The sequence below is a fragment of the Streptomyces sp. NPDC007929 genome (assembly GCF_042959065.1).
In the GTDB taxonomy this organism is placed as follows: Bacteria; Actinomycetota; Actinomycetes; order Streptomycetales; family Streptomycetaceae; genus Streptomyces.
Window position 1 is genome coordinate 156,971 of record NZ_JBIBKD010000009.1, and the last position, 17,313, is coordinate 174,283.

A 17,313-nucleotide genomic window follows, 5' to 3' on the forward strand; every position below is an offset into this window, starting at 1 on the left:
GTTGCAGCACCTACCGCCCCGCACTTGACTCGTTGTTCGCGGAACCTGCGGGAAAGCCGCAGTCGCCCACGCGCGCGGGAGAGGTGCCCACGATGCTTTCGGCCAAGAGTCTGTTCCAGGAGATCCTCGACAACGACGAGTCCTTCGCCCTGTTCTGCTCCATCGCCGCGAGCGGCGAGTCCCAGGGCGGCTGGGAGAACGCCCGGATCGCCGCGCTCGTGCCCGAGGCCGAGCGCGCCCTCGCCCCCAAGATCAGCCGGCACGGCGCCGACGAGGACAAGCACGGCCGGATCTTCAACGCCCTGCTGAAGAAGCGCGGCCTCGACCCCGTACCGGTCCCGCCGGAGACCGACTACACCATGCTTCTGGAGAAGAACGGCATCGGCCTCCCGCACGAGCAGCTGAACCGCGACGAGCGGCTCACGGTCCAGGACATCGTCACCTACCTCTCGCACAGCAGGGTCACCGAGCAGCGCGCCTCCGAGCAGATGGACCTGCTCCGCAAGCACTTCTCCGACCACCCCGACATCGGCCGCGCGGTCAAGCAGATCGCGGGCGACGAGGACAACCACCTCGCCTACTGCCACGAGGAACTGCTGCGCTTCGCCTACGCGGGCCACGGCCGGGCCATCCAGCGCACCCTGCGCGCGTGCGCGCTCGCCGAGATCCGGATCTACCGCGACGTCAGCCTCGCCGTCATGGCGCACATGGGCCGCATCCTCGGCTGGCCCAAGGCCAGGTCGGCGGTGCTCGTCGCGGGCATCCACGCCGTCTACGCCTACGAACGCCTGGGCGGCTGGCGCCGCATGGTGTCGCTGGCCACGCCCGAGCGCCGCAACGCCCTCGGCGGGCCCGCGAACCCGGAGCCCGAGTTCGCCTGAACGGGCCCGGCTACAGCCACCCCCGTCGCTTGAACAGCCGGAAGACCATCACCTCCAGGACGGCCATCACGGCGATCAGCACCGGATAGGACCAGACCCAGCGCAGCTCGGGCATGTGCTCGAAGTTCATGCCGTAGACCCCCGCGAGCATCGTGGGGATCGCGGCCATGGCCGCCCACGCGGAGATCTTCCGCATGTCGTCGTTCTGCCGGACGCTCATCTGCGCCAGATGCGCCGAGAGGATGTCCGACACCAGCCGGTCCAGGTTCTCCACGGAATCGTTCACCCGCGTCAGGTGGTCGCTGACGTCACGAAAGAACGGCCGGGCCCGGTCGTCCACGAACGGCACGGCCACCCCGGTCGACGCCGTCCCCGCCAGCCGGCTCATCGGCGGGGCCAGCGGCCCGGTCGCCCGGCGGAACTCCAGGACCTGCCGCTTGAAGTCGTAGATCCGCGACGCCGTGTTCCGCGAGCCCCCGCCGTCCGGCGAGAACACCTCCGCCTCCAGCCCCTCCAGGTCGGTCTGCAACTCGGTCGCCACGTCCAGGTAGTGGTCGACGGTCGCGTCGGCGACCGCGTACAGCACGGCCGTGGGGCCCTTGCCGAGCAGCTCCGGCTCATGCTCCAGCCGGTGCCGTACGGCCTTGAGCGGGGCGCCCTCGCCGTGCCGGACGGTCACCACGAACCCTTCACCCAGGAAGATCATTATCTCGCCGGAGGAGACGGTGTCGCTGCGCGCCTCGTACGCCACCGGCTTCAGCACCACGAACAGCGAGTCGTCGTACACCTCCAGCTTGGGCCGCTGGTGGGCCTTGAGGGCGTCCTCGACAGCCAGCGGGTGCAGCCCGAACTCCCGGCTCACCCGGTCGAACTCGGCCTCCGTCGGCTCGTGCAGCCCGATCCACACGAACCCGCCCGCCGTGCGGGCCTCACCCAGGGCGTCGGAGAGGTCCTCGGGCCCTTCCGACCGCTGCCCCTCGCGGTAGATGGCACAGTCGACGATCACGAAGGAACTCTCCCGTCACTCGAACGACACCACACGCGCGCGTGCGCCTACGCTGGAGCGCATGCCCACGCTTCTCCTGGTCAGGCACGGACGTTCCACCGCCAACACCGAGGGTCTGCTCGCCGGCTGGACGCCCGGCGTCGCCCTCGACGAGCGCGGCGCCGCCCAGGCCGCCGCGCTCCCCGGGCGGCTCGCCGAACTGCCCCTCGCCGAAATCGTCACCAGCCCGCTCCAGCGCTGCCAGGAGACCCTCCGGCCGCTGCTCCAGGCCCGGCCGGACCTGAGCCCGCACACCGACGAGCGCATCGGGGAGTGCCACTACGGCGACTGGTCCGGACGCAAGCTCGCCGAGCTCAACGACGAGCCCCTGATGGAGGTGGTGCAGACCCACCCGTCCGCGGCGGCGTTCCCCGGCGGAGAGTCCATGCGGGCCATGCAGACGCGCGCCGCCGAGGCCGTACGCGAGTGGAACGCGCGCGTGGAGCGCGACCACGGCGCCGACGCCGTCTACCTGATGTGCTCGCACGGCGACATCATCAAATCGCTCGTCGCCGACGCACTCGGACTTCACCTGGACCTCTTCCAGCGGATCTCCGTCGAACCGTGTTCCATCACCGCGATCCGCTACACACGGCTGCGGCCGTTCCTCGTCCGCCTCGGTGACACCGGCGACTTCACCTCCCTGGCGCCGCGCGCGCAACCGCCGGGCGGCGAGGCCGAAGTCGGAGGCGGTGCGGGCGCACCGTGATCGTTCGCCGCAGTAGGGTGAAGCGGTCGCAGCAGTGCCGTGGTCACACGGTTCCCACGATCCCAATGGAGACAGGACGTGTCCCGTCAGGTGTTCCTCTACGACCATCCGGAGCGTTTCGTGGCCGGCACGGTCGGACTGCCCGGGCGCCGTTCGTTCTTCCTCCAGGCCTCCGCCGGCTCCCGGGTGACCAGCGTGGCCCTGGAGAAGACCCAGGTCGCCGCCCTCGCCGAGCGCATGGACGAACTGCTCGACGAGGTCGTACGCCGTAGCGGCGGCAGCGCCCACGTCCCCGCCGTCGCACCCTCGGACACCGACAGCGCCCCGCTGGACACCCCCATCGAGGAGGAGTTCCGGGTCGGCACCATGGCGCTGGCCTGGGACGGCGACGAGCAGCTCATGATCGTCGAGGCGCAGGCGCTCGTGGAGCTCGACGCGGAATCCGAGGAGGACCTCGCCGAGGCCGAGGAGCGACTCCTCCAGGACGAGGAGAACGGGCCCCCGATGCTGCGGGTCCGGCTCACCGGCGCCCAGGCCAGGGCCTTCGCCAAGCGCGCCCTCGACGTCGTCAACGCCGGGCGGCCGCCGTGCCCCCTGTGCAGCCTCCCGCTCGACCCGGAAGGACACGTATGTCCGCGCCAGAACGGATACCGCCGCGGAGCGTGACACCTCCGGTGAACGCCGCCGAACTGCTCGCCCGCGGCGAACTGACCGTGCGCGGACGCATCCGTGAGGCCTCCAACGCGGCCCTGTACTGCACGGTCTCCCTCGACGGCGAGGAGGCGGCCTGCGTCTACAAGCCGGTCGCGGGGGAGCGGCCCCTGTGGGACTTCCCCGACGGGACGCTGGCCCAGCGCGAGGTCGCCGCGTACGAGGTCTCCGAGGCCACCGGCTGGGGCCTCGTGCCCCCCACCGTGCTGCGCGAGGGCCCCTACGGCGAGGGCATGTGCCAGCTGTGGGTCGAGGTGACGCCCGAGGCGGACCTGCTCGCCCTGGTCGACGGCGAGGAGCCGGGACCGGGCTGGAAGGCGGTCGGCTTCGCCGAGGTCGGCGAGGGACGCACCGCGCTGCTCGTGCACGCCGACGACGAACGGCTGCGGCGGCTCGCGGTCTTCGACGCGGTCATCAACAACGCCGACCGCAAGGGCGGCCACCTGCTGCCCACCGGTGCGGGACGGCTCTACGGCATCGACCACGGGGTCACCTTCAACGCCGAGAACAAGCTGCGGACCCTGCTGTGGGGCTGGGCGGGGGAGGCCCTCACCGAGGAGGCCACCGGCGTCCTCCAGGGCCTGCGCACGGCCCTTGCCGAGGGCGGCCCGCTCGCCGCCCGGCTCGAACCGCTGATCACCGGTGCCGAGATCGACGCCACCCGCGCGCGGGTCGACGCGCTGCTCACCTCGGGGACCCACCCGGAGCCGAGCGGCGAGTGGCCGGCGATCCCCTGGCCACCCGTGTAGCAAGCACAGGCACCCGGAACACCGCAAGAGCGCCTTCTCGGCCGTGTGGCCCGCTCCCATTCGTATATGGAACTTCAGTCCGGTTAGGCTCATGGCATGCATGCCTGGCCCGCTTCCGAGGTCCCCGCCCTGCCTGGTCAGGGCCGCGACCTGAGGATCCACGACACCGCGACCGGCGGCCTCGTCACCCTCGACCCCGGTCCCGTCGCCCGTATCTACGTGTGTGGCATCACCCCGTACGACGCCACACACCTGGGACACGCGGCGACCTACAACGCGTTCGACCTCGTGCAGCGCGTGTGGCTCGACACCAAGCGGCAGGTTCACTATGTCCAGAACGTCACCGACGTCGACGACCCCCTCCTGGAGCGGGCGCAGCGCGACGGCCTCGACTGGGCGGCGCTCGCCGAGCAGGAGACGGCCCTCTTCCGCGAGGACATGACGGCCCTGCGGATGCTGCCGCCGCGGCACTACATAGGCGCCGTCGAGGCCATACCCGGGATCGTCCCGCTCGTCGAGCGGCTCCGGGACATGGGCGCCGCCTACGAGCTGGAGGGGGACGTCTACTTCTCCGTCGAGTCCGACCCGAACTTCGGCAAGGTCTCCCGCCTCGACGCCGCGGCGATGCGGCTGCTGTCCGCCGAGCGCGGCGGCGACCCCGACCGCCCCGGCAAGAAGAACCCGCTCGACCCGATGCTCTGGATGGCGGCCCGCGAGGGCGAGCCCAGCTGGGACGGCGGATCGCTCGGACGCGGACGCCCCGGCTGGCACATCGAGTGCGTGGCCATCGCCCTGGACCACCTCGGCATGGGCTTCGACATCCAGGGCGGCGGCTCCGACCTGGCCTTCCCGCACCACGAGATGGGCGCCTCGCACGCCCAGGCCCTCACCGGCGAGTTCCCCATGGCCAAGGCGTACGTGCACGCCGGGATGGTCGCCCTGGACGGCGAGAAGATGTCCAAGTCCAAGGGCAACCTCGTCTTCGTCTCCAAGCTCCGGCACGACGGCGTCGACCCGGCCGCCATCCGGCTCGCGCTGCTCGCCCACCACTACCGCGCCGACTGGGAGTACACCGACCAGGTCCTCCAGGACGCCGTGGCGCGGCTCGGCCGCTGGCGGGCCGCCGTGTCCCGGCCCGACGGGCCGCCGTCGGACGCGCTGGTCGACGAGATCCGCGAGGCCCTCGCCAACGACCTGGACGCCCCGGCCGCGCTCGCCGCGGTCGACCGCTGGGTCGCGCTCCAGGAGCGGAGCGGCGGCACAGACATCGGCGCACCCGGGGTCGTCTCCCGGGCGGTGGACGCGCTGCTGGGTGTGGCGCTGTAGCCCACAGGCACGCAGAGGGGCGTCTCCCGGCCGGGAGACGCCCCTCTGGCGCATCGTGGCGCGCCTCTAGTCGTCCGACGACTCGTCGTCGTCCGTGCCCGGCTTCGGCGGCTTCGGCGGGCGGGTACGGCCGCTGGGGTTGTCCCGCAGGTACGAGGTGCTGTCGCTGCCGTCCGCCGTGGCGTGACCACCGGGCGCGGGCGGTCCGCCACCGTCGTGGCGCCGCAGATAGCGCTCGAACTCCCGGGCGATGGCCTCCCCGGACGCCTCGGGCAACTCGGCGGTGTCCCGCGCCTCCTCCAGCGACTGGACGTACTCGGCGACCTCGCTGTCCTCGGCGGCCAGCTGGTCCACGCCGACCTGCCAGGCACGCGCGTCCTCGGCCAGCTCGCCCAGCGGGATGCGCACGTCGATCAGGTCCTCCAGGCGGTTCAGCAGCGCCAGGGTGGCCTTCGGGTTCGGCGGCTGCGACACGTAGTGCGGCACCGCCGCCCAGAGTGAGACGGCCGGCACGCCCGCGTGCGTGCACGCCTCCTGGAGGACGCCGACGATGCCCGTGGGGCCCTCGTACTTGGTCTCCTCCAGATCCATCCGGCGGGCCAGATCCGGATCGGACGTCGTGCCGCTGATCGGAACCGGACGGGTGTGCGGGGTGTCGCCGAGCAGGGCGCCGAGGACGACCACCAGTTCCACGCCCAGTTCGTGCGCGAAGCCGAGCAGTTCGTTGCAGAACGACCGCCACCGCATGGACGGTTCGATGCCCCTCACGAGGACCAGGTCGCGCGGCTTGTCACCGCCGACCCGGACCACCGACAGCCTGGTCGTGGGCCAAGTGATCTTGCGGACGCCCGCTTCCATGAACACCGTGGGGCGGTTCACCTGGAAGTCGTAGTAGTCCTCGGCGTCGAGCGCCGCGAAGACCTCGCCCTTCCATTCCCTGTCCAGATGCGCGACCGCGGTGGAGGCGGCGTCGCCGGCGTCGTTCCAGCCCTCGAACGCGGCCACCATGACCGGGTCGACCAGCTCGGGAACCCCCTCGAGCTCGATCACCCAGCGCCTCCTTCCGACGTGCCCTCGCTTGACCACCCAACCTTACGGCGTGCCGCGGGGGCGCCCGCAGCCCCCTTGCAGGGGGAGTGCCCCCATCACTGCCCCGCGATCCGCCCCCGAACACCCCGGATCCCTCCGAGCGGTCGGTGAGGCCCTGGTCACAGCGTGGAGCGCAGCCACTGCTCCACACTCGCGATGTGCACCGTCGCCCAGGAGCGGGCCGCCTCGGCGTCCCGGTCACGCAGGGCCGCGAGGATCGCCCGGTGCTCGCGCAGGGTGCGGGCGACGGCGTCCTCCTGGGTGAGGCCGCGCCAGATCCGGGCCCGGGTCGTGGGGCCCGACAGCCCGTCCAGCAGCGAGCACAGCACGGAGTTGCCCGAGCTGTGCACGATGCCCCGGTGGAACTCCAGGTCGCAGGCGACCAGATCCTCCACGGACGGGGCCTCACCGAGCTTGTCCAGCTGGGCCGTCAGCGCGTCCAGCTGCTGCTCGCTGATCCGCACCGCCGCCATCGCGGTCGCGGCCGGCTCCAGGATGCGGCGCACCGCCAGGAACTCCAGGACCGTGTCGTCGCGGTGGAAGTCGACGACGAAGCTCAGCGCCTCCAGCAGCAGTTGCGGGTCGAGGCTGGTGACGTAGGTGCCGTCGCCCTGCCGTACGTCCAGGATCCGGATCAGCGACAGGGCGCGCACCGCCTCCCGCAGGGAGTTGCGGGACAGCCCGAGGTCGGCGGCGAGTTCGCTCTCCTTGGGCAGCCGGTCGCCCGGGCGCAGCGCGCCGGAGACGATCATTGCCTTGATCTTCTCGATCGCCTCGTCGGTGACTGCCATGGCCGGCCTCCCAGTGGGTTCAAGTGGGTTCAAGACCTCCGACGTATCAGGTCATTATGCGGACGCGGGAACGCGGAAGGGGCGGCTCCGTCGGCGTGGAGCCGCCCCTTCCGTACATCGGGTCCCCGGCCCGTGCCTACTTCTTGTCGAGCAGGTCCCGCACCTTGGCGCGGACGTCGTCCGTGGCGAGACCGCGGATCGTCAGCGTCGTGCGGCGGCGCAGCACGTCGTCCGGCGTCTCGGCCCACTCGTGGTCCCTGGCCCAGGCGACCTGCGCCCAGATCTCCGGGGCGTCGGGGTGGACGCGCTCGGCGAGCTCCGGGCTCTCGTTGGCCATGCGGGCGATGTCGAAGGCCAGCGAGCCGTAGTGCGTGGCCAGGTGCCTGGCCGTGTCGGCCGCCATCCGCGGGCCGGGCGCCGGGCGGTCGGTGAGCAGCCGGTGGGCGACCGCGCGCGGGTTGGCGATGCCGGGCAGCGGCAGCTTCTTCGGCAGCGCGCTGATCGGCTCGAAGTCGTCACCCAGCGGGTGGCCCGGCAGCGCCTCCAGCTTCTTCATGATCGTGCGGCCGATGTGCCGGAAGGTGGTCCACTTGCCGCCCGCGACGGACAGCATGCCGCCCCGCCCCTCGGTCACCACCGTCTCGCGCTTGGCCTTGGCGGTGTCGCCGGGGCCGCCCGGCAGCACCCGCAGGCCCGCGAAGGAGTAGGTGATGAGGTCGCGGCTGAGCTGCTGGTCGCGCACCGAGAAGGCGGCCTCGTCGAGGATCTGGGTTATGTCCTGCTCGGTGACCGACACATCCGCCGGGTCGCCCTCGAACACCTCGTCGGTGGTGCCGAGCAGCAGCATGTCCTCCCAGGGGAGGGCGAAGGTGATGCGGTACTTGTCGATCGGGGTGGCGAGCGCGGCCTTCCACGGGGAGGTGCGCTTGAGGACCAGGTGCGCGCCCTTGGACAGGCGGATGGACGGCGCCGCGTTCGGGTTCTCCATCCGGCGCAGGTGGTCGACCCACGGGCCGGTCGCGTTCAGCACCAGCCGGGCACTGACGCCGAACTCGTCGCCGGACAGCCGGTCCTTCAGCTCGGCGCCGGTGACCCGGCCCTGCGTGAAGCGCAGGCCCGTCACCTCGGCGTGGTTCAGGACGACCGCACCCGCCTCCACGGCCCCGCGGACCGTCATCAGCGCCATGCGGGCGTCGTTCATCTGGTCGTCGCCGTACACGGCCACGGCCTTGAGGTTCTCGGTGCGCAGCTCCGGCACGTCCTGCGCGGCCTTGGCCGGCGACAGCAGGTGCCCGACGCCGTCACCGAACGCGGAGAGCGCGGAGTAGGCGAAGACGCCCGCGCCGAGCTTCGCCGCGCCGTGCGGCCCGCCCTTGTACACGGGGAGGTAGAACGTGAGCGGGTTCGCCAGGTGGGGAGCCACCTGACGGGAGACCGCACGGCGCTCGAAGTGGTTCTCCGCGACCAGCTTCACCGCGCCGGTCTGCAGGTAGCGCAGACCCCCGTGGAGCAGCTTGGAGGAGGCGGAGGACGTGGCGCCGGCGAAGTCACCGGCGTCCACCAGAGCCACCCTGAGGCCGGACTGCGCGGCGTGCCAGGCGGTGGAGATGCCCAGGATGCCGCCGCCGATCACGAGAAGGTCGTACGACGCCTTGGAGAGCTGCTCCCTGGTCTCGGCTCGGCTCGGGTTCGAGCCGGAGGCCGGGTGCGTCCCCAGGGCAGGCACGGACTGCAGGGTGGACTTGGTGGTCATGCTGTTTCTTACTCCTCGTCCTCGAGCCAGCCCATGGTCCGCTCGACGGCCTTGAGCCAGTTCTTGTACTCATGGGCGCGCTTTTCCGCGTCCATGCGGGGGGTCCACTCGGCGGCCCGGCGCCAGTTGGCGCGCAGGTCGTCGGTGCTGTTCCAGAAGCCGACGGCGAGGCCGGCGGCGTAGGCGGCGCCGAGGCAGGTGGTCTCGGCGACCATCGGGCGCACCACGGGGGCGTCCACGAAGTCGGCGAGGGTCTGCATCAGCAGGTTGTTGGACGTCATGCCGCCGTCGACCTTGAGGGCGGCCAGCTCCACGCCGGAGTCCTTGGTCATGGCGTCGGCGATCTCCCGCGTCTGCCAGGCGGTCGCCTCCAGCACGGCGCGCGCGAGGTGCGCCTTGGTGACGTACCGGGTCAGGCCGGCGATCACACCGCGGGCGTCGGAGCGCCAGTACGGGGCGAACAGGCCGGAGAAGGCCGGTACGAAGTAGGCGCCGCCGTTGTCCTCGACCGACAGGGCGAGGGTCTCGATCTCGGCGGCGGTGGAGATGAGGCCCATCTGGTCGCGCATCCACTGCACCAGCGAACCGGTGACCGCGATCGAGCCCTCCAGGGCGTAGACCGTCTTCTGGTCGCCGATCTTGTAGCCGACCGTGGTCAGCAGGCCGCTGTAGGAGTTGATGATCTTGTCACCGGTGTTCATCACCATGAAGGTGCCGGTGCCGTAGGTCGACTTCGTCTCGCCCTCGGCGAAACAGGTCTGGCCGAACAGGGCCGCCTGCTGGTCACCGAGCGCGGAGGCGACCGGGATGCCGCCGAGCAGGTCGCCGAGCTTTCCGCCGGTGATCTCGCCGTAGACCTCGGCGGAGGAGCGGATCTCGGGGAGGATCTGCTGCGGGACGCCGATGGACTCGCAGATCTTCTCGTCCCACTGCATGGTGTGCAGGTTCATCAGCATCGTGCGCGAGGCGTTGGTGACGTCCGTGACGTGCTTGCCGCCGCTCGCACCACCGGTCAGGTTCCAGATGACCCAGGTGTCCATGGTGCCGAAGAGGATGTCGCCCGCCTCGGCGCGCTCCTTCAGACCGTCGACGTTGTCGAGCAGCCAGCGGGCCTTGGGGCCGGCGAAGTAGGAGGCGAGGGGGAGGCCCGTCTCGCGGCGGAAGCGGTCCTGGCCGACGTTGCGGCCGAGCTCGCGGCACAGGGCGTCGGTGCGGGTGTCCTGCCACACGATGGCGTTGTGGACGGGCTCACCGGTGTTCTTGTCCCACAGCACGGTCGTCTCGCGCTGGTTGGTGATGCCGATGGCCTTGATGTCGTCCCGGGTGATGCCGGCCTTGGCGATCGCTCCGGCCACGACCTCCTGGACGTTGGTCCAGATCTCGGTGGCGTTGTGCTCGACCCAGCCCGGCTTCGGGAAGATCTGCTCGTGCTCCTTCTGGTCGACGGAGACGATCCGGCCGTCCCGGTCGAAGACGATGCAGCGGCTGGAGGTGGTGCCCTGGTCGATGGCGGCGATGAAGGGGCCGGCGGTGTGCGCGTCGGTCACTGTGTCTCCTGGTAATTCCGGGTTTATGGGGCTTTACGTACGGCGCGTGCTGGAAGTTTCCCGCAGGGGAGGAAATCGCTCCGGGGGACGCTCCTAGGCGAACGCGACGTTGTAGATGCCTGCCGCGATGGCGCCGCCGATCAGCGGACCCACCACGGGGACCCAGGCGTAGCCCCAGTCGGAGCCGCCCTTGTTGGGCAGGGGCAGCAGGGCGTGCACGATGCGCGGACCGAGGTCACGGGCCGGGTTGATCGCGTACCCCGTCGGACCGCCGAGGGACAGGCCGATGGAGACCACGACCAGCGCGGTGATCAGGGCGCCCAGGTTGCCCAGGCCGTTGCCCTTGTCGTTCAGGCCCTGGGTGAGCACGGCGAGCACCAGCACGATGGTGCCGATGACCTCCGTGGCGATGTTCTGCCAGGCGACCCGGACCTCGGGGCCGGTGGAGAAGACGCCCAGCACGGGGCCGGCGCCCTTCTCCTGGGCCTCGACGGCCTTGACCTTGGTGTTCTGCGCCCCCGGACCGCCGACGATCTCGCGGTCGGTGAGGTGGGCGTGGAACTGACCGTAGTAGGCGATCCAGACCAGGGTGGCGCCGATCATGGCGCCCAGGACCTGGCCGGCCCAGTAGACCGGGACGTTCTTCCAGTCGCCGTCCTTGATGGCGATACCCAGCGTCACGGCCGGATTCAGATGGGCACCGGACAGCGGTGCCGAGGTGTAGACGGCCGTGAGCACCGCGAAGCCCCACCCGAAGGTGATGGCCAGCCAGCCGGCGTTGCGTGCCTTGGAGGCCTTCAGCGTGACGGCGGCACAGACGCCGCCGCCGAGGAGGATGAGTATGGCGGTACCGATGGTCTCGCCGATGAAGATGTCGGAGCTGGACACCCGCGACTCCTTTGTCCTACGTCCAGGGAAGTTCGATACCGGCCTGGCGTTGTCACACTCTAGCGCGTATTGCCGGTAGCTGTTCGACAATGTCGACCGATGGACGGGAGTCTTGCTTCGGCGTTACGAACACGTCAAGGGCTGGGTTGTCGAAAATGCGATCGTTACTGATCGCGGCGGTCCGAAGGATCTTTGCCGCAGGTGAGCGCGGGCATGCCGAAACCCGGAACGCCGTACGGCGCCCCGGTCGGCCCTTGGGGCGTCAGAACCGCCCCGCGCCCAGGTCCCGTGAGACCGCGCGGGCGCAGTCGCGCACCGCCGCGATCAGCTCCGGCCGCAGCTCGCCGTCCCGGCACAGCCGCTCCACCGCGCCGGTGATGCCGACCGACCCGACCGGCATGCGCCGCCGGTCGTGGATGGGGGCGGCCAGCGACGCCACCCCCTCCCAGGTCTCCTCCACGTCCGCCGCGTACCCCCGCGCCCGCGTGACGTCCAGGAGGTGCTCGAAGTCCTCCGGCTCGCACACGGTCCGGTCGGTGAACGCCTTGCGGTCGGCCTCCAGCGCCTCGCTGTGCGCCACCGGGTCGTAGGCGGACAGCACCTTGCCCAGGGCCGTGGAGTGCAGCGGCTGCATGGCCCCGATCTCCAGCACCTGCCGGCTGTCGTCGGGCCGGAAGACGTGGTGCACGATCAGCACGCCCTGCTGGTGCAGGACGCCCAGGTAGACGCTCTCGCCGCTGGAGCGGGCCAGGTCGTCGGCCCACACCAGGGCGCGCGCCCGCAGCTCGTGCACATCGAGGTAGGTGGTGCCCAGCCGCAGCAGCTCCGCGCCCAGCTGGTAGCGCCCGGAGGCGTCGTCCTGCTCCACGAAACCCTCCTGCTGGAGGGTGCGCAGGATGCCGTGGGCGGTGCCTTTGGCCAGGCCCAGCGACGAGGCGATGTCCGACAGGCCGAGCCGTCGCTCGCCGCCCGCGAGCAGCCGCAGCATCGCGGCCGCCCGCTCGAGCGACTGGATGTTCCGTGCCATCGCCGTACTGCCTCCGTCCCCTTCGACCGCCGACAAGCGGCACCACAGCCGTCGTTCGGCAATGTCGAACACTACCGGTCGATGTCGACCTCCCGCTAATGGCAGGACGCCATTTTTCAGCCACCCGTGGCCGATCCGTCACCCGGTGGCCGATCCGGCACCACCGGAAGTCCGCCCCGTGGACGTGCTGCCCATCCAAGCCCACGGGCGGTTACGCTGGCGCGGTGCGCCCATCCCGGAAGCCCTCCGGCTGTCCGGGAAGCCGCAAAGCCGACAGCCGTCGCATCCGAGGGAGCCCTTTCCATGGCCTCTGTGCCGCCGACCCCTTCCGCAGACAGCCGGGCCCGTGTGTCCGCGCTCCGAGAAGCCCTGGCCACCCGCGTGGTCGTGGCCGACGGAGCGATGGGCACCATGCTCCAGGCGCAGGACCCCACGCTCGACGACTTCGAGAATCTCGAAGGCTGCAACGAGATCCTCAACGTGACGCGCCCGGACATCGTCCGATCGGTCCACTCCGCGTACTTCGACGTCGGCGTGGACTGCGTGGAGACCAACACCTTCGGCGCCAACCTCACCGCCCTCGGCGAGTACGACATCCCCGAGCGCGTCACCGAACTGTCCGAGGCCGGCGCCCGCATCGCCCGCGAGGTGGCCGACGAGTTCACCCGCAGCACCGGGCAGCAGCGCTGGGTGCTCGGCTCGATGGGACCCGGCACCAAGCTGCCCACCCTCGGCCACACCACCTTCGGCGCCATCCGGGACGCCTACCAGCAAAACGCCGAGGGCCTGCTCGCGGGCGGCGCCGACGCGCTGCTCGTGGAGACCACCCAGGACCTCCTCCAGACCAAGGCCTCCGTCATCGCCGCCCGCCGGGCCATGGAGGCCACCGGCCAGACCGTCCCGCTGATCGTCTCCGTCACCGTCGAGACGACCGGAACCATGCTGCTCGGCTCCGAGATCGGCGCGGCCCTGACCGCGCTGGAGCCGCTCGGCATCGACATGATCGGCCTGAACTGCGCCACCGGCCCGGCCGAGATGAGCGAGCACCTGCGCTTCCTGTCCCGGCACTCGCGCATCCCGCTGTCCTGCATGCCCAACGCCGGCCTGCCGGTGCTGACCAGGGACGGCGCCCACTACCCGCTGACCGCGCCCGAGCTGGCCGAGGCGCAGGGCACCTTCGTCCGCGACTACGGCCTCTCCCTCGTCGGCGGCTGCTGCGGCACCACCCCCGAGCACCTGCGACAGCTGGTCGAGCGCGTCCGGGACACCGCCCCCACCGAGCGGACCCCGCAGCCCGAGCCGGGCGCGGCCTCCCTGTACCAGTCCGTGCCGTTCCGGCAGGACACCTCCTACCTGGCCATCGGCGAGCGCACCAACGCCAACGGCTCGAAGAAGTTCCGCGAGGCCATGCTCGACGCCCGCTGGGACGACTGCGTGGAGATGGCCCGCGACCAGATCCGCGAAGGCGCCCACATGCTCGACCTGTGCGTCGACTACGTGGGCCGCGACGGCGTCGCCGACATGGAGGAACTGGCCGGCCGCTTCGCCACCGCCTCCACCCTGCCGATCGTGCTGGACTCCACCGAGGTCGACGTCATCCGGGCCGGCCTGGAGAAGCTCGGCGGCCGCGCGGTGATCAACTCGGTGAACTACGAGGACGGCGACGGCCCCGAGTCCCGCTTCGCCAAGGTCACCGCCCTCGCCCAGGAGCACGGCGCCGCCCTCATCGCGCTCACCATCGACGAGGAGGGCCAGGCCCGCACCGCCGAGAAGAAGGTCGAGATCGCCGAACGCCTCATCGAGGACCTCACCGGCAACTGGGGCATCCACGAGGAGGACATCCTCGTCGACTGCCTGACCTTCACCATCTGCACCGGCCAGGAGGAGTCCCGGGGTGACGGCGTCGCCACCATCGAGGGCATCCGCGAACTCAAGCGGCGCCACCCGAAGGTGCAGACCACGCTCGGCCTGTCCAACATCTCCTTCGGCCTCAACCCCGCCGCCCGCATCCTGCTGAACTCCGTCTTCCTCGACGAGTGCGTCAAGGCCGGACTCGACTCGGCGATCGTGCACGCCTCGAAGATCCTGCCCATCGCCCGCTTCAGCGAGGAGGAGGTCCGCACCGCCCTGGACCTCATCCACGACCGCCGCGCCGAGGGCTACGACCCGCTGCAGAAGCTCATGGAGCTGTTCGAGGGCGCCACCGCCAAGTCCCTCAAAGCCGGCAAGGCCGAGGAACTGGCCGCCCTGCCGCTGGACGAGCGCCTCAAGCGGCGCATCATCGACGGCGAGAAGAACGGCCTGGAGGCAGACCTGGACGAGGCCCTCCAGGAGCGGCCCGCCCTCGACATCGTCAACGAGACCCTGCTGGACGGCATGAAGGTCGTCGGCGAACTCTTCGGCTCCGGCCAGATGCAGCTGCCCTTCGTCCTGCAGTCCGCCGAGGTCATGAAGACGGCCGTCGCCCACCTCGAACCCCACATGGAGAAGACCGACGAGGCCGGCAAGGGCACCATCGTGCTGGCCACCGTGCGCGGCGACGTGCACGACATCGGCAAGAACCTCGTCGACATCATCCTGTCCAACAACGGCTACAACGTCGTCAACCTCGGCATCAAGCAGCCGGTCTCCGCGATCCTGGAAGCCGCCGAGGAGCACAAGGCCGACGTCATCGGCATGTCCGGCCTGCTGGTGAAATCCACGGTGATCATGAAGGAGAACCTGGAGGAGCTCAACCAGCGCGGACTGGCCTCCGGCTACCCGGTCATCCTCGGCGGCGCCGCCCTCACCCGCGCCTACGTCGAGCAGGACCTGCACGAGATCTACCAGGGCGAGGTCCGCTACGCCCGCGACGCCTTCGAGGGCCTGCGCCTGATGGACGCCCTCATCGGCGTCAAGCGCGGCGTGCCCGGCGTGCAGCTCCCCGAGCTCAAGCAGCGCCGGGTCAGGGCCACGACCCCGGCCGCGACCGAGGAGCGCCCCGAGGAAGGGCACGTCCGCTCCGACGTCGCCACCGACAACCCCGTCCCCACCCCGCCCTTCCGCGGCACCCGCGTCATCAAGGGCATCCAGCTCAAGGAGTACGCGAGCTGGCTCGACGAGGGCGCCCTGTTCAAGGGCCAGTGGGGCCTCAAGCAGGCCCGCACCGGCGAGGGCCCGACCTACGAGGAACTCGTCGAGAGCGAGGGCAGGCCCCGGCTGCGCGGCCTGCTGGACCGGCTCCAGACGGAGAACATGCTGGAGGCGGCCGTGGTCTACGGCTACTTCCCGTGCGTCTCCAAGGACGACGACCTGATCATCCTGGACGAGCAGGGCAACGAGCGCACCCGCTTCACCTTCCCGCGCCAGCGCCGCGGCCGCCGCCTGTGCCTGGCCGACTTCTTCCGCCCGGAGGAGTCCGGCGAGACCGACGTCGTCGGCCTCCAGGTCGTCACCGTAGGCTCACGCATCGGCGAGGAGACCGCGCGGCTCTTCGAGGCCAACGCCTACCGCGACTACCTCGAACTGCACGGGCTGTCCGTGCAGCTGGCCGAGGCGCTCGCCGAGTACTGGCACGCGCGCGTGCGCTCCGAACTGGGCTTCGCCGGGGAGGACCCGGCCGAGATGGAGGACATGTTCGCGCTGAAGTACCGCGGCGCCCGCTTCTCCCTCGGCTACGGCGCCTGCCCCGACCTGGAGGACCGGGCCAAGATCGCCGACCTGCTGGAGCCGGAGCGCATCGGCGTGGAGCTGTCCGAGGAGTTCCAGCTGCACCCCGAGCAGTCCACGGACGCCATCGTGATCCACCACCCCGAGGCGAAGTACTTCAACGCCCGCTGACCAACGCCCCGGGGCCGTCCCACCCGGCCCAGAGAGCAAAAAGAGGCGCTTCCCGCGCGCACGTCGTAGACTGGTCGGTCCACCGCAGGCCGGTTCCCCTCGTGGGAGCCGGCCTGATCGTCCCTCAAGGAGGTACGTGGATGACCAGTACGGTCCCCGCGCCAGGAACCCGCACCGTCGAAGGATCGGCTCTGCAAGCCGTGCTCCTCGACATGGACGGCACCCTGGTGGACACCGAGGGCTTCTGGTGGGACGTCGAGTGCGAGGTCTTCGCCTCCCTCGGCCACACACTCGACCAGTCCTGGCGGCACGTCGTGGTCGGCGGCCCCATGACCCGCAGCGCGGGCTTCCTCATCGAGGCCACCGGCGCCGACATCCCCCTCGACGAACTCACCGTGCTCCTGAACGACGGCTTCGAAGCCCGCATCGGCCGCGCCCTGCCACTGATGCCCGGCGCCGGACGGCTGCTCGCCGAGCTGTACGAGTACGAGATCCCCACCGCCCTCGTCTCCGCCTCCCACCGGCGCATCATCGACAAGGTCCTGACCTCGCTCGGCGCCCATCACTTCGGCCTCACAGTGGCCGGCGACGAGGTGCCGCGCACCAAGCCCCACCCCGACCCCTACCTCGCCGCCGCCACCGGGCTCGGCGTGGACCCGGCCCGGTGCGCCGTCATCGAGGACACCGCCACGGGCGTCGCCGCCGCCGAGGCCGCCGGCTGCCAGGTCGTCGCCGTGCCCTCCGTGGCCCCCATCGCCCCGGCCCTGCGCCGCACGGTCGTGACCTCCCTCGAAGAGGTCGACCTGTCATTTCTGCACGGCCTGATGACGGAAATGCGTTAGGCGTTCACCCAGCGTGCAACGGCGATTGGGAGGTAATTCCCCAGGCGAATTCGACCCCCGGCGAACGATCGAATTCCTGTACCTTCGAACCCGTTTACGCGTGTGACGTTCCCCACGCGGTCCGAGGTCGACAGCC

Annotated in this window: 14 protein-coding genes; 7 read left to right on the plus strand and 7 right to left on the minus strand. The window is 70.8% G+C overall.

Going from position 1 to position 17,313, the window contains the following annotated elements; genetic code table 11:
- The first annotated feature begins 92 nt into the window (after positions 1-92).
- Complete coding sequence (locus tag ACFZDE_RS29080) at positions 93-881, plus strand: ferritin-like domain-containing protein (RefSeq protein WP_391204724.1); 789 nt, start codon at positions 93-95, stop codon at positions 879-881.
- A 10-nt stretch (positions 882-891) separates the two neighbouring features.
- On the opposite strand, the gene corA is transcribed toward ACFZDE_RS29080, so the two are convergent.
- On the minus strand, positions 892-1,887 hold the full coding sequence (corA, locus tag ACFZDE_RS29085; RefSeq protein ID WP_391204727.1) for a magnesium/cobalt transporter CorA: 996 nt from the start codon (positions 1,885-1,887) through the stop codon (positions 892-894).
- A gap of 61 nt (positions 1,888-1,948) precedes the next feature.
- Here corA and ACFZDE_RS29090 point away from each other — a divergent pair, with 61 nt between their 5' ends.
- From ACFZDE_RS29090 to mshC, 4 genes are all read left to right on the plus strand, one after another.
- Entirely contained in the window at positions 1,949-2,635 is a 687-nt protein-coding gene (locus ACFZDE_RS29090) for an MSMEG_4193 family putative phosphomutase (RefSeq protein ID WP_391002608.1), read from the plus strand.
- Between the two features lie 78 nt (positions 2,636-2,713).
- Positions 2,714-3,301: a DUF3090 family protein gene (locus tag ACFZDE_RS29095; protein ID WP_391002606.1), complete on the plus strand. Its 588-nt coding sequence runs from the start codon at positions 2,714-2,716 to the stop codon at positions 3,299-3,301.
- The gene (locus ACFZDE_RS29100) at positions 3,265-4,095 is read left to right on the plus strand and encodes an SCO1664 family protein (protein ID WP_391204730.1); all 831 of its coding nucleotides are present in this window, start codon (positions 3,265-3,267) and stop codon (positions 4,093-4,095) included. Before ACFZDE_RS29095 ends, ACFZDE_RS29100 begins: the two co-directional genes overlap by 37 nt.
- 96 nt (positions 4,096-4,191) lie before the next feature.
- On the plus strand, positions 4,192-5,421 hold the full coding sequence (mshC, locus tag ACFZDE_RS29105; protein ID WP_391002602.1) for a cysteine--1-D-myo-inosityl 2-amino-2-deoxy-alpha-D-glucopyranoside ligase: 1,230 nt from the start codon (positions 4,192-4,194) through the stop codon (positions 5,419-5,421).
- A 66-nt stretch (positions 5,422-5,487) separates the two neighbouring features.
- Here mshC and ACFZDE_RS29110 read toward each other — a convergent pair whose 3' ends face one another.
- The 6 genes from ACFZDE_RS29110 to ACFZDE_RS29135 form a co-directional block, all read right to left on the minus strand.
- Entirely contained in the window at positions 5,488-6,471 is a 984-nt protein-coding gene (locus ACFZDE_RS29110) for a PAC2 family protein (protein ID WP_391002600.1), read from the minus strand.
- A gap of 158 nt (positions 6,472-6,629) precedes the next feature.
- Positions 6,630-7,301: an FCD domain-containing protein gene (locus ACFZDE_RS29115; RefSeq protein WP_391002598.1), complete on the minus strand. Its 672-nt coding sequence runs from the start codon at positions 7,299-7,301 to the stop codon at positions 6,630-6,632.
- A gap of 136 nt (positions 7,302-7,437) precedes the next feature.
- On the minus strand, positions 7,438-9,054 hold the full coding sequence (locus ACFZDE_RS29120) for an FAD-dependent oxidoreductase (RefSeq protein ID WP_391002596.1): 1,617 nt from the start codon (positions 9,052-9,054) through the stop codon (positions 7,438-7,440).
- Positions 9,055-9,062: 8 nt separating this feature from the next.
- The gene (gene glpK / locus ACFZDE_RS29125) at positions 9,063-10,601 is read right to left on the minus strand and encodes a glycerol kinase GlpK (protein WP_391204733.1); all 1,539 of its coding nucleotides are present in this window, start codon (positions 10,599-10,601) and stop codon (positions 9,063-9,065) included.
- Between the two features lie 93 nt (positions 10,602-10,694).
- A complete protein-coding gene (locus tag ACFZDE_RS29130; RefSeq protein ID WP_391002592.1) occupies positions 10,695-11,489 on the minus strand; it encodes an MIP family channel protein in 795 nt (264 codons plus the stop codon).
- 262 nt (positions 11,490-11,751) lie between these two features.
- Positions 11,752-12,516 (minus strand): IclR family transcriptional regulator C-terminal domain-containing protein, encoded by a 765-nt coding sequence (locus tag ACFZDE_RS29135; RefSeq protein WP_391002590.1) that lies wholly within the window; start codon positions 12,514-12,516, stop codon positions 11,752-11,754.
- A 303-nt stretch (positions 12,517-12,819) separates the two neighbouring features.
- On the opposite strand from ACFZDE_RS29135, the gene metH reads away from it, so the two are divergent.
- Both metH and ACFZDE_RS29145 read left to right on the plus strand, forming a co-directional pair.
- A complete protein-coding gene (metH, locus tag ACFZDE_RS29140) occupies positions 12,820-16,335 on the plus strand; it encodes a methionine synthase (RefSeq protein WP_391204738.1) in 3,516 nt (1,171 codons plus the stop codon).
- 140 nt (positions 16,336-16,475) lie between these two features.
- Positions 16,476-17,177: an HAD-IA family hydrolase gene (locus ACFZDE_RS29145; RefSeq protein ID WP_391204741.1), complete on the plus strand. Its 702-nt coding sequence runs from the start codon at positions 16,476-16,478 to the stop codon at positions 17,175-17,177.
- Positions 17,178-17,313 lie beyond the last annotated feature (136 nt).

What these genes read in the sequence shown, in the direction of transcription:
- ACFZDE_RS29080 (WP_391204724.1), top strand. Translation starts at nt 93, where the DNA reads ATGCTTTCGGCCAAGAGTCTGTTCCAGGAGATCCTCGACAACGACGAG.
- ACFZDE_RS29090 (WP_391002608.1), top strand. Translation starts at nt 1,949, where the DNA reads ATGCCCACGCTTCTCCTGGTCAGGCACGGACGTTCCACCGCCAACACC.
- ACFZDE_RS29100 (WP_391204730.1), top strand. Translation starts at nt 3,265, where the DNA reads ATGTCCGCGCCAGAACGGATACCGCCGCGGAGCGTGACACCTCCGGTG.
- mshC (WP_391002602.1), top strand. Translation starts at nt 4,192, where the DNA reads ATGCATGCCTGGCCCGCTTCCGAGGTCCCCGCCCTGCCTGGTCAGGGC.
- ACFZDE_RS29115 (WP_391002598.1), bottom strand. Translation starts at nt 7,301, where the DNA reads ATGGCAGTCACCGACGAGGCGATCGAGAAGATCAAGGCAATGATCGTC.
- ACFZDE_RS29120 (WP_391002596.1), bottom strand. Translation starts at nt 9,054, where the DNA reads ATGACCACCAAGTCCACCCTGCAGTCCGTGCCTGCCCTGGGGACGCAC.
- ACFZDE_RS29135 (WP_391002590.1), bottom strand. Translation starts at nt 12,516, where the DNA reads ATGGCACGGAACATCCAGTCGCTCGAGCGGGCGGCCGCGATGCTGCGG.
- metH (WP_391204738.1), top strand. Translation starts at nt 12,820, where the DNA reads ATGGCCTCTGTGCCGCCGACCCCTTCCGCAGACAGCCGGGCCCGTGTG.
- ACFZDE_RS29145 (WP_391204741.1), top strand. Translation starts at nt 16,476, where the DNA reads ATGACCAGTACGGTCCCCGCGCCAGGAACCCGCACCGTCGAAGGATCG.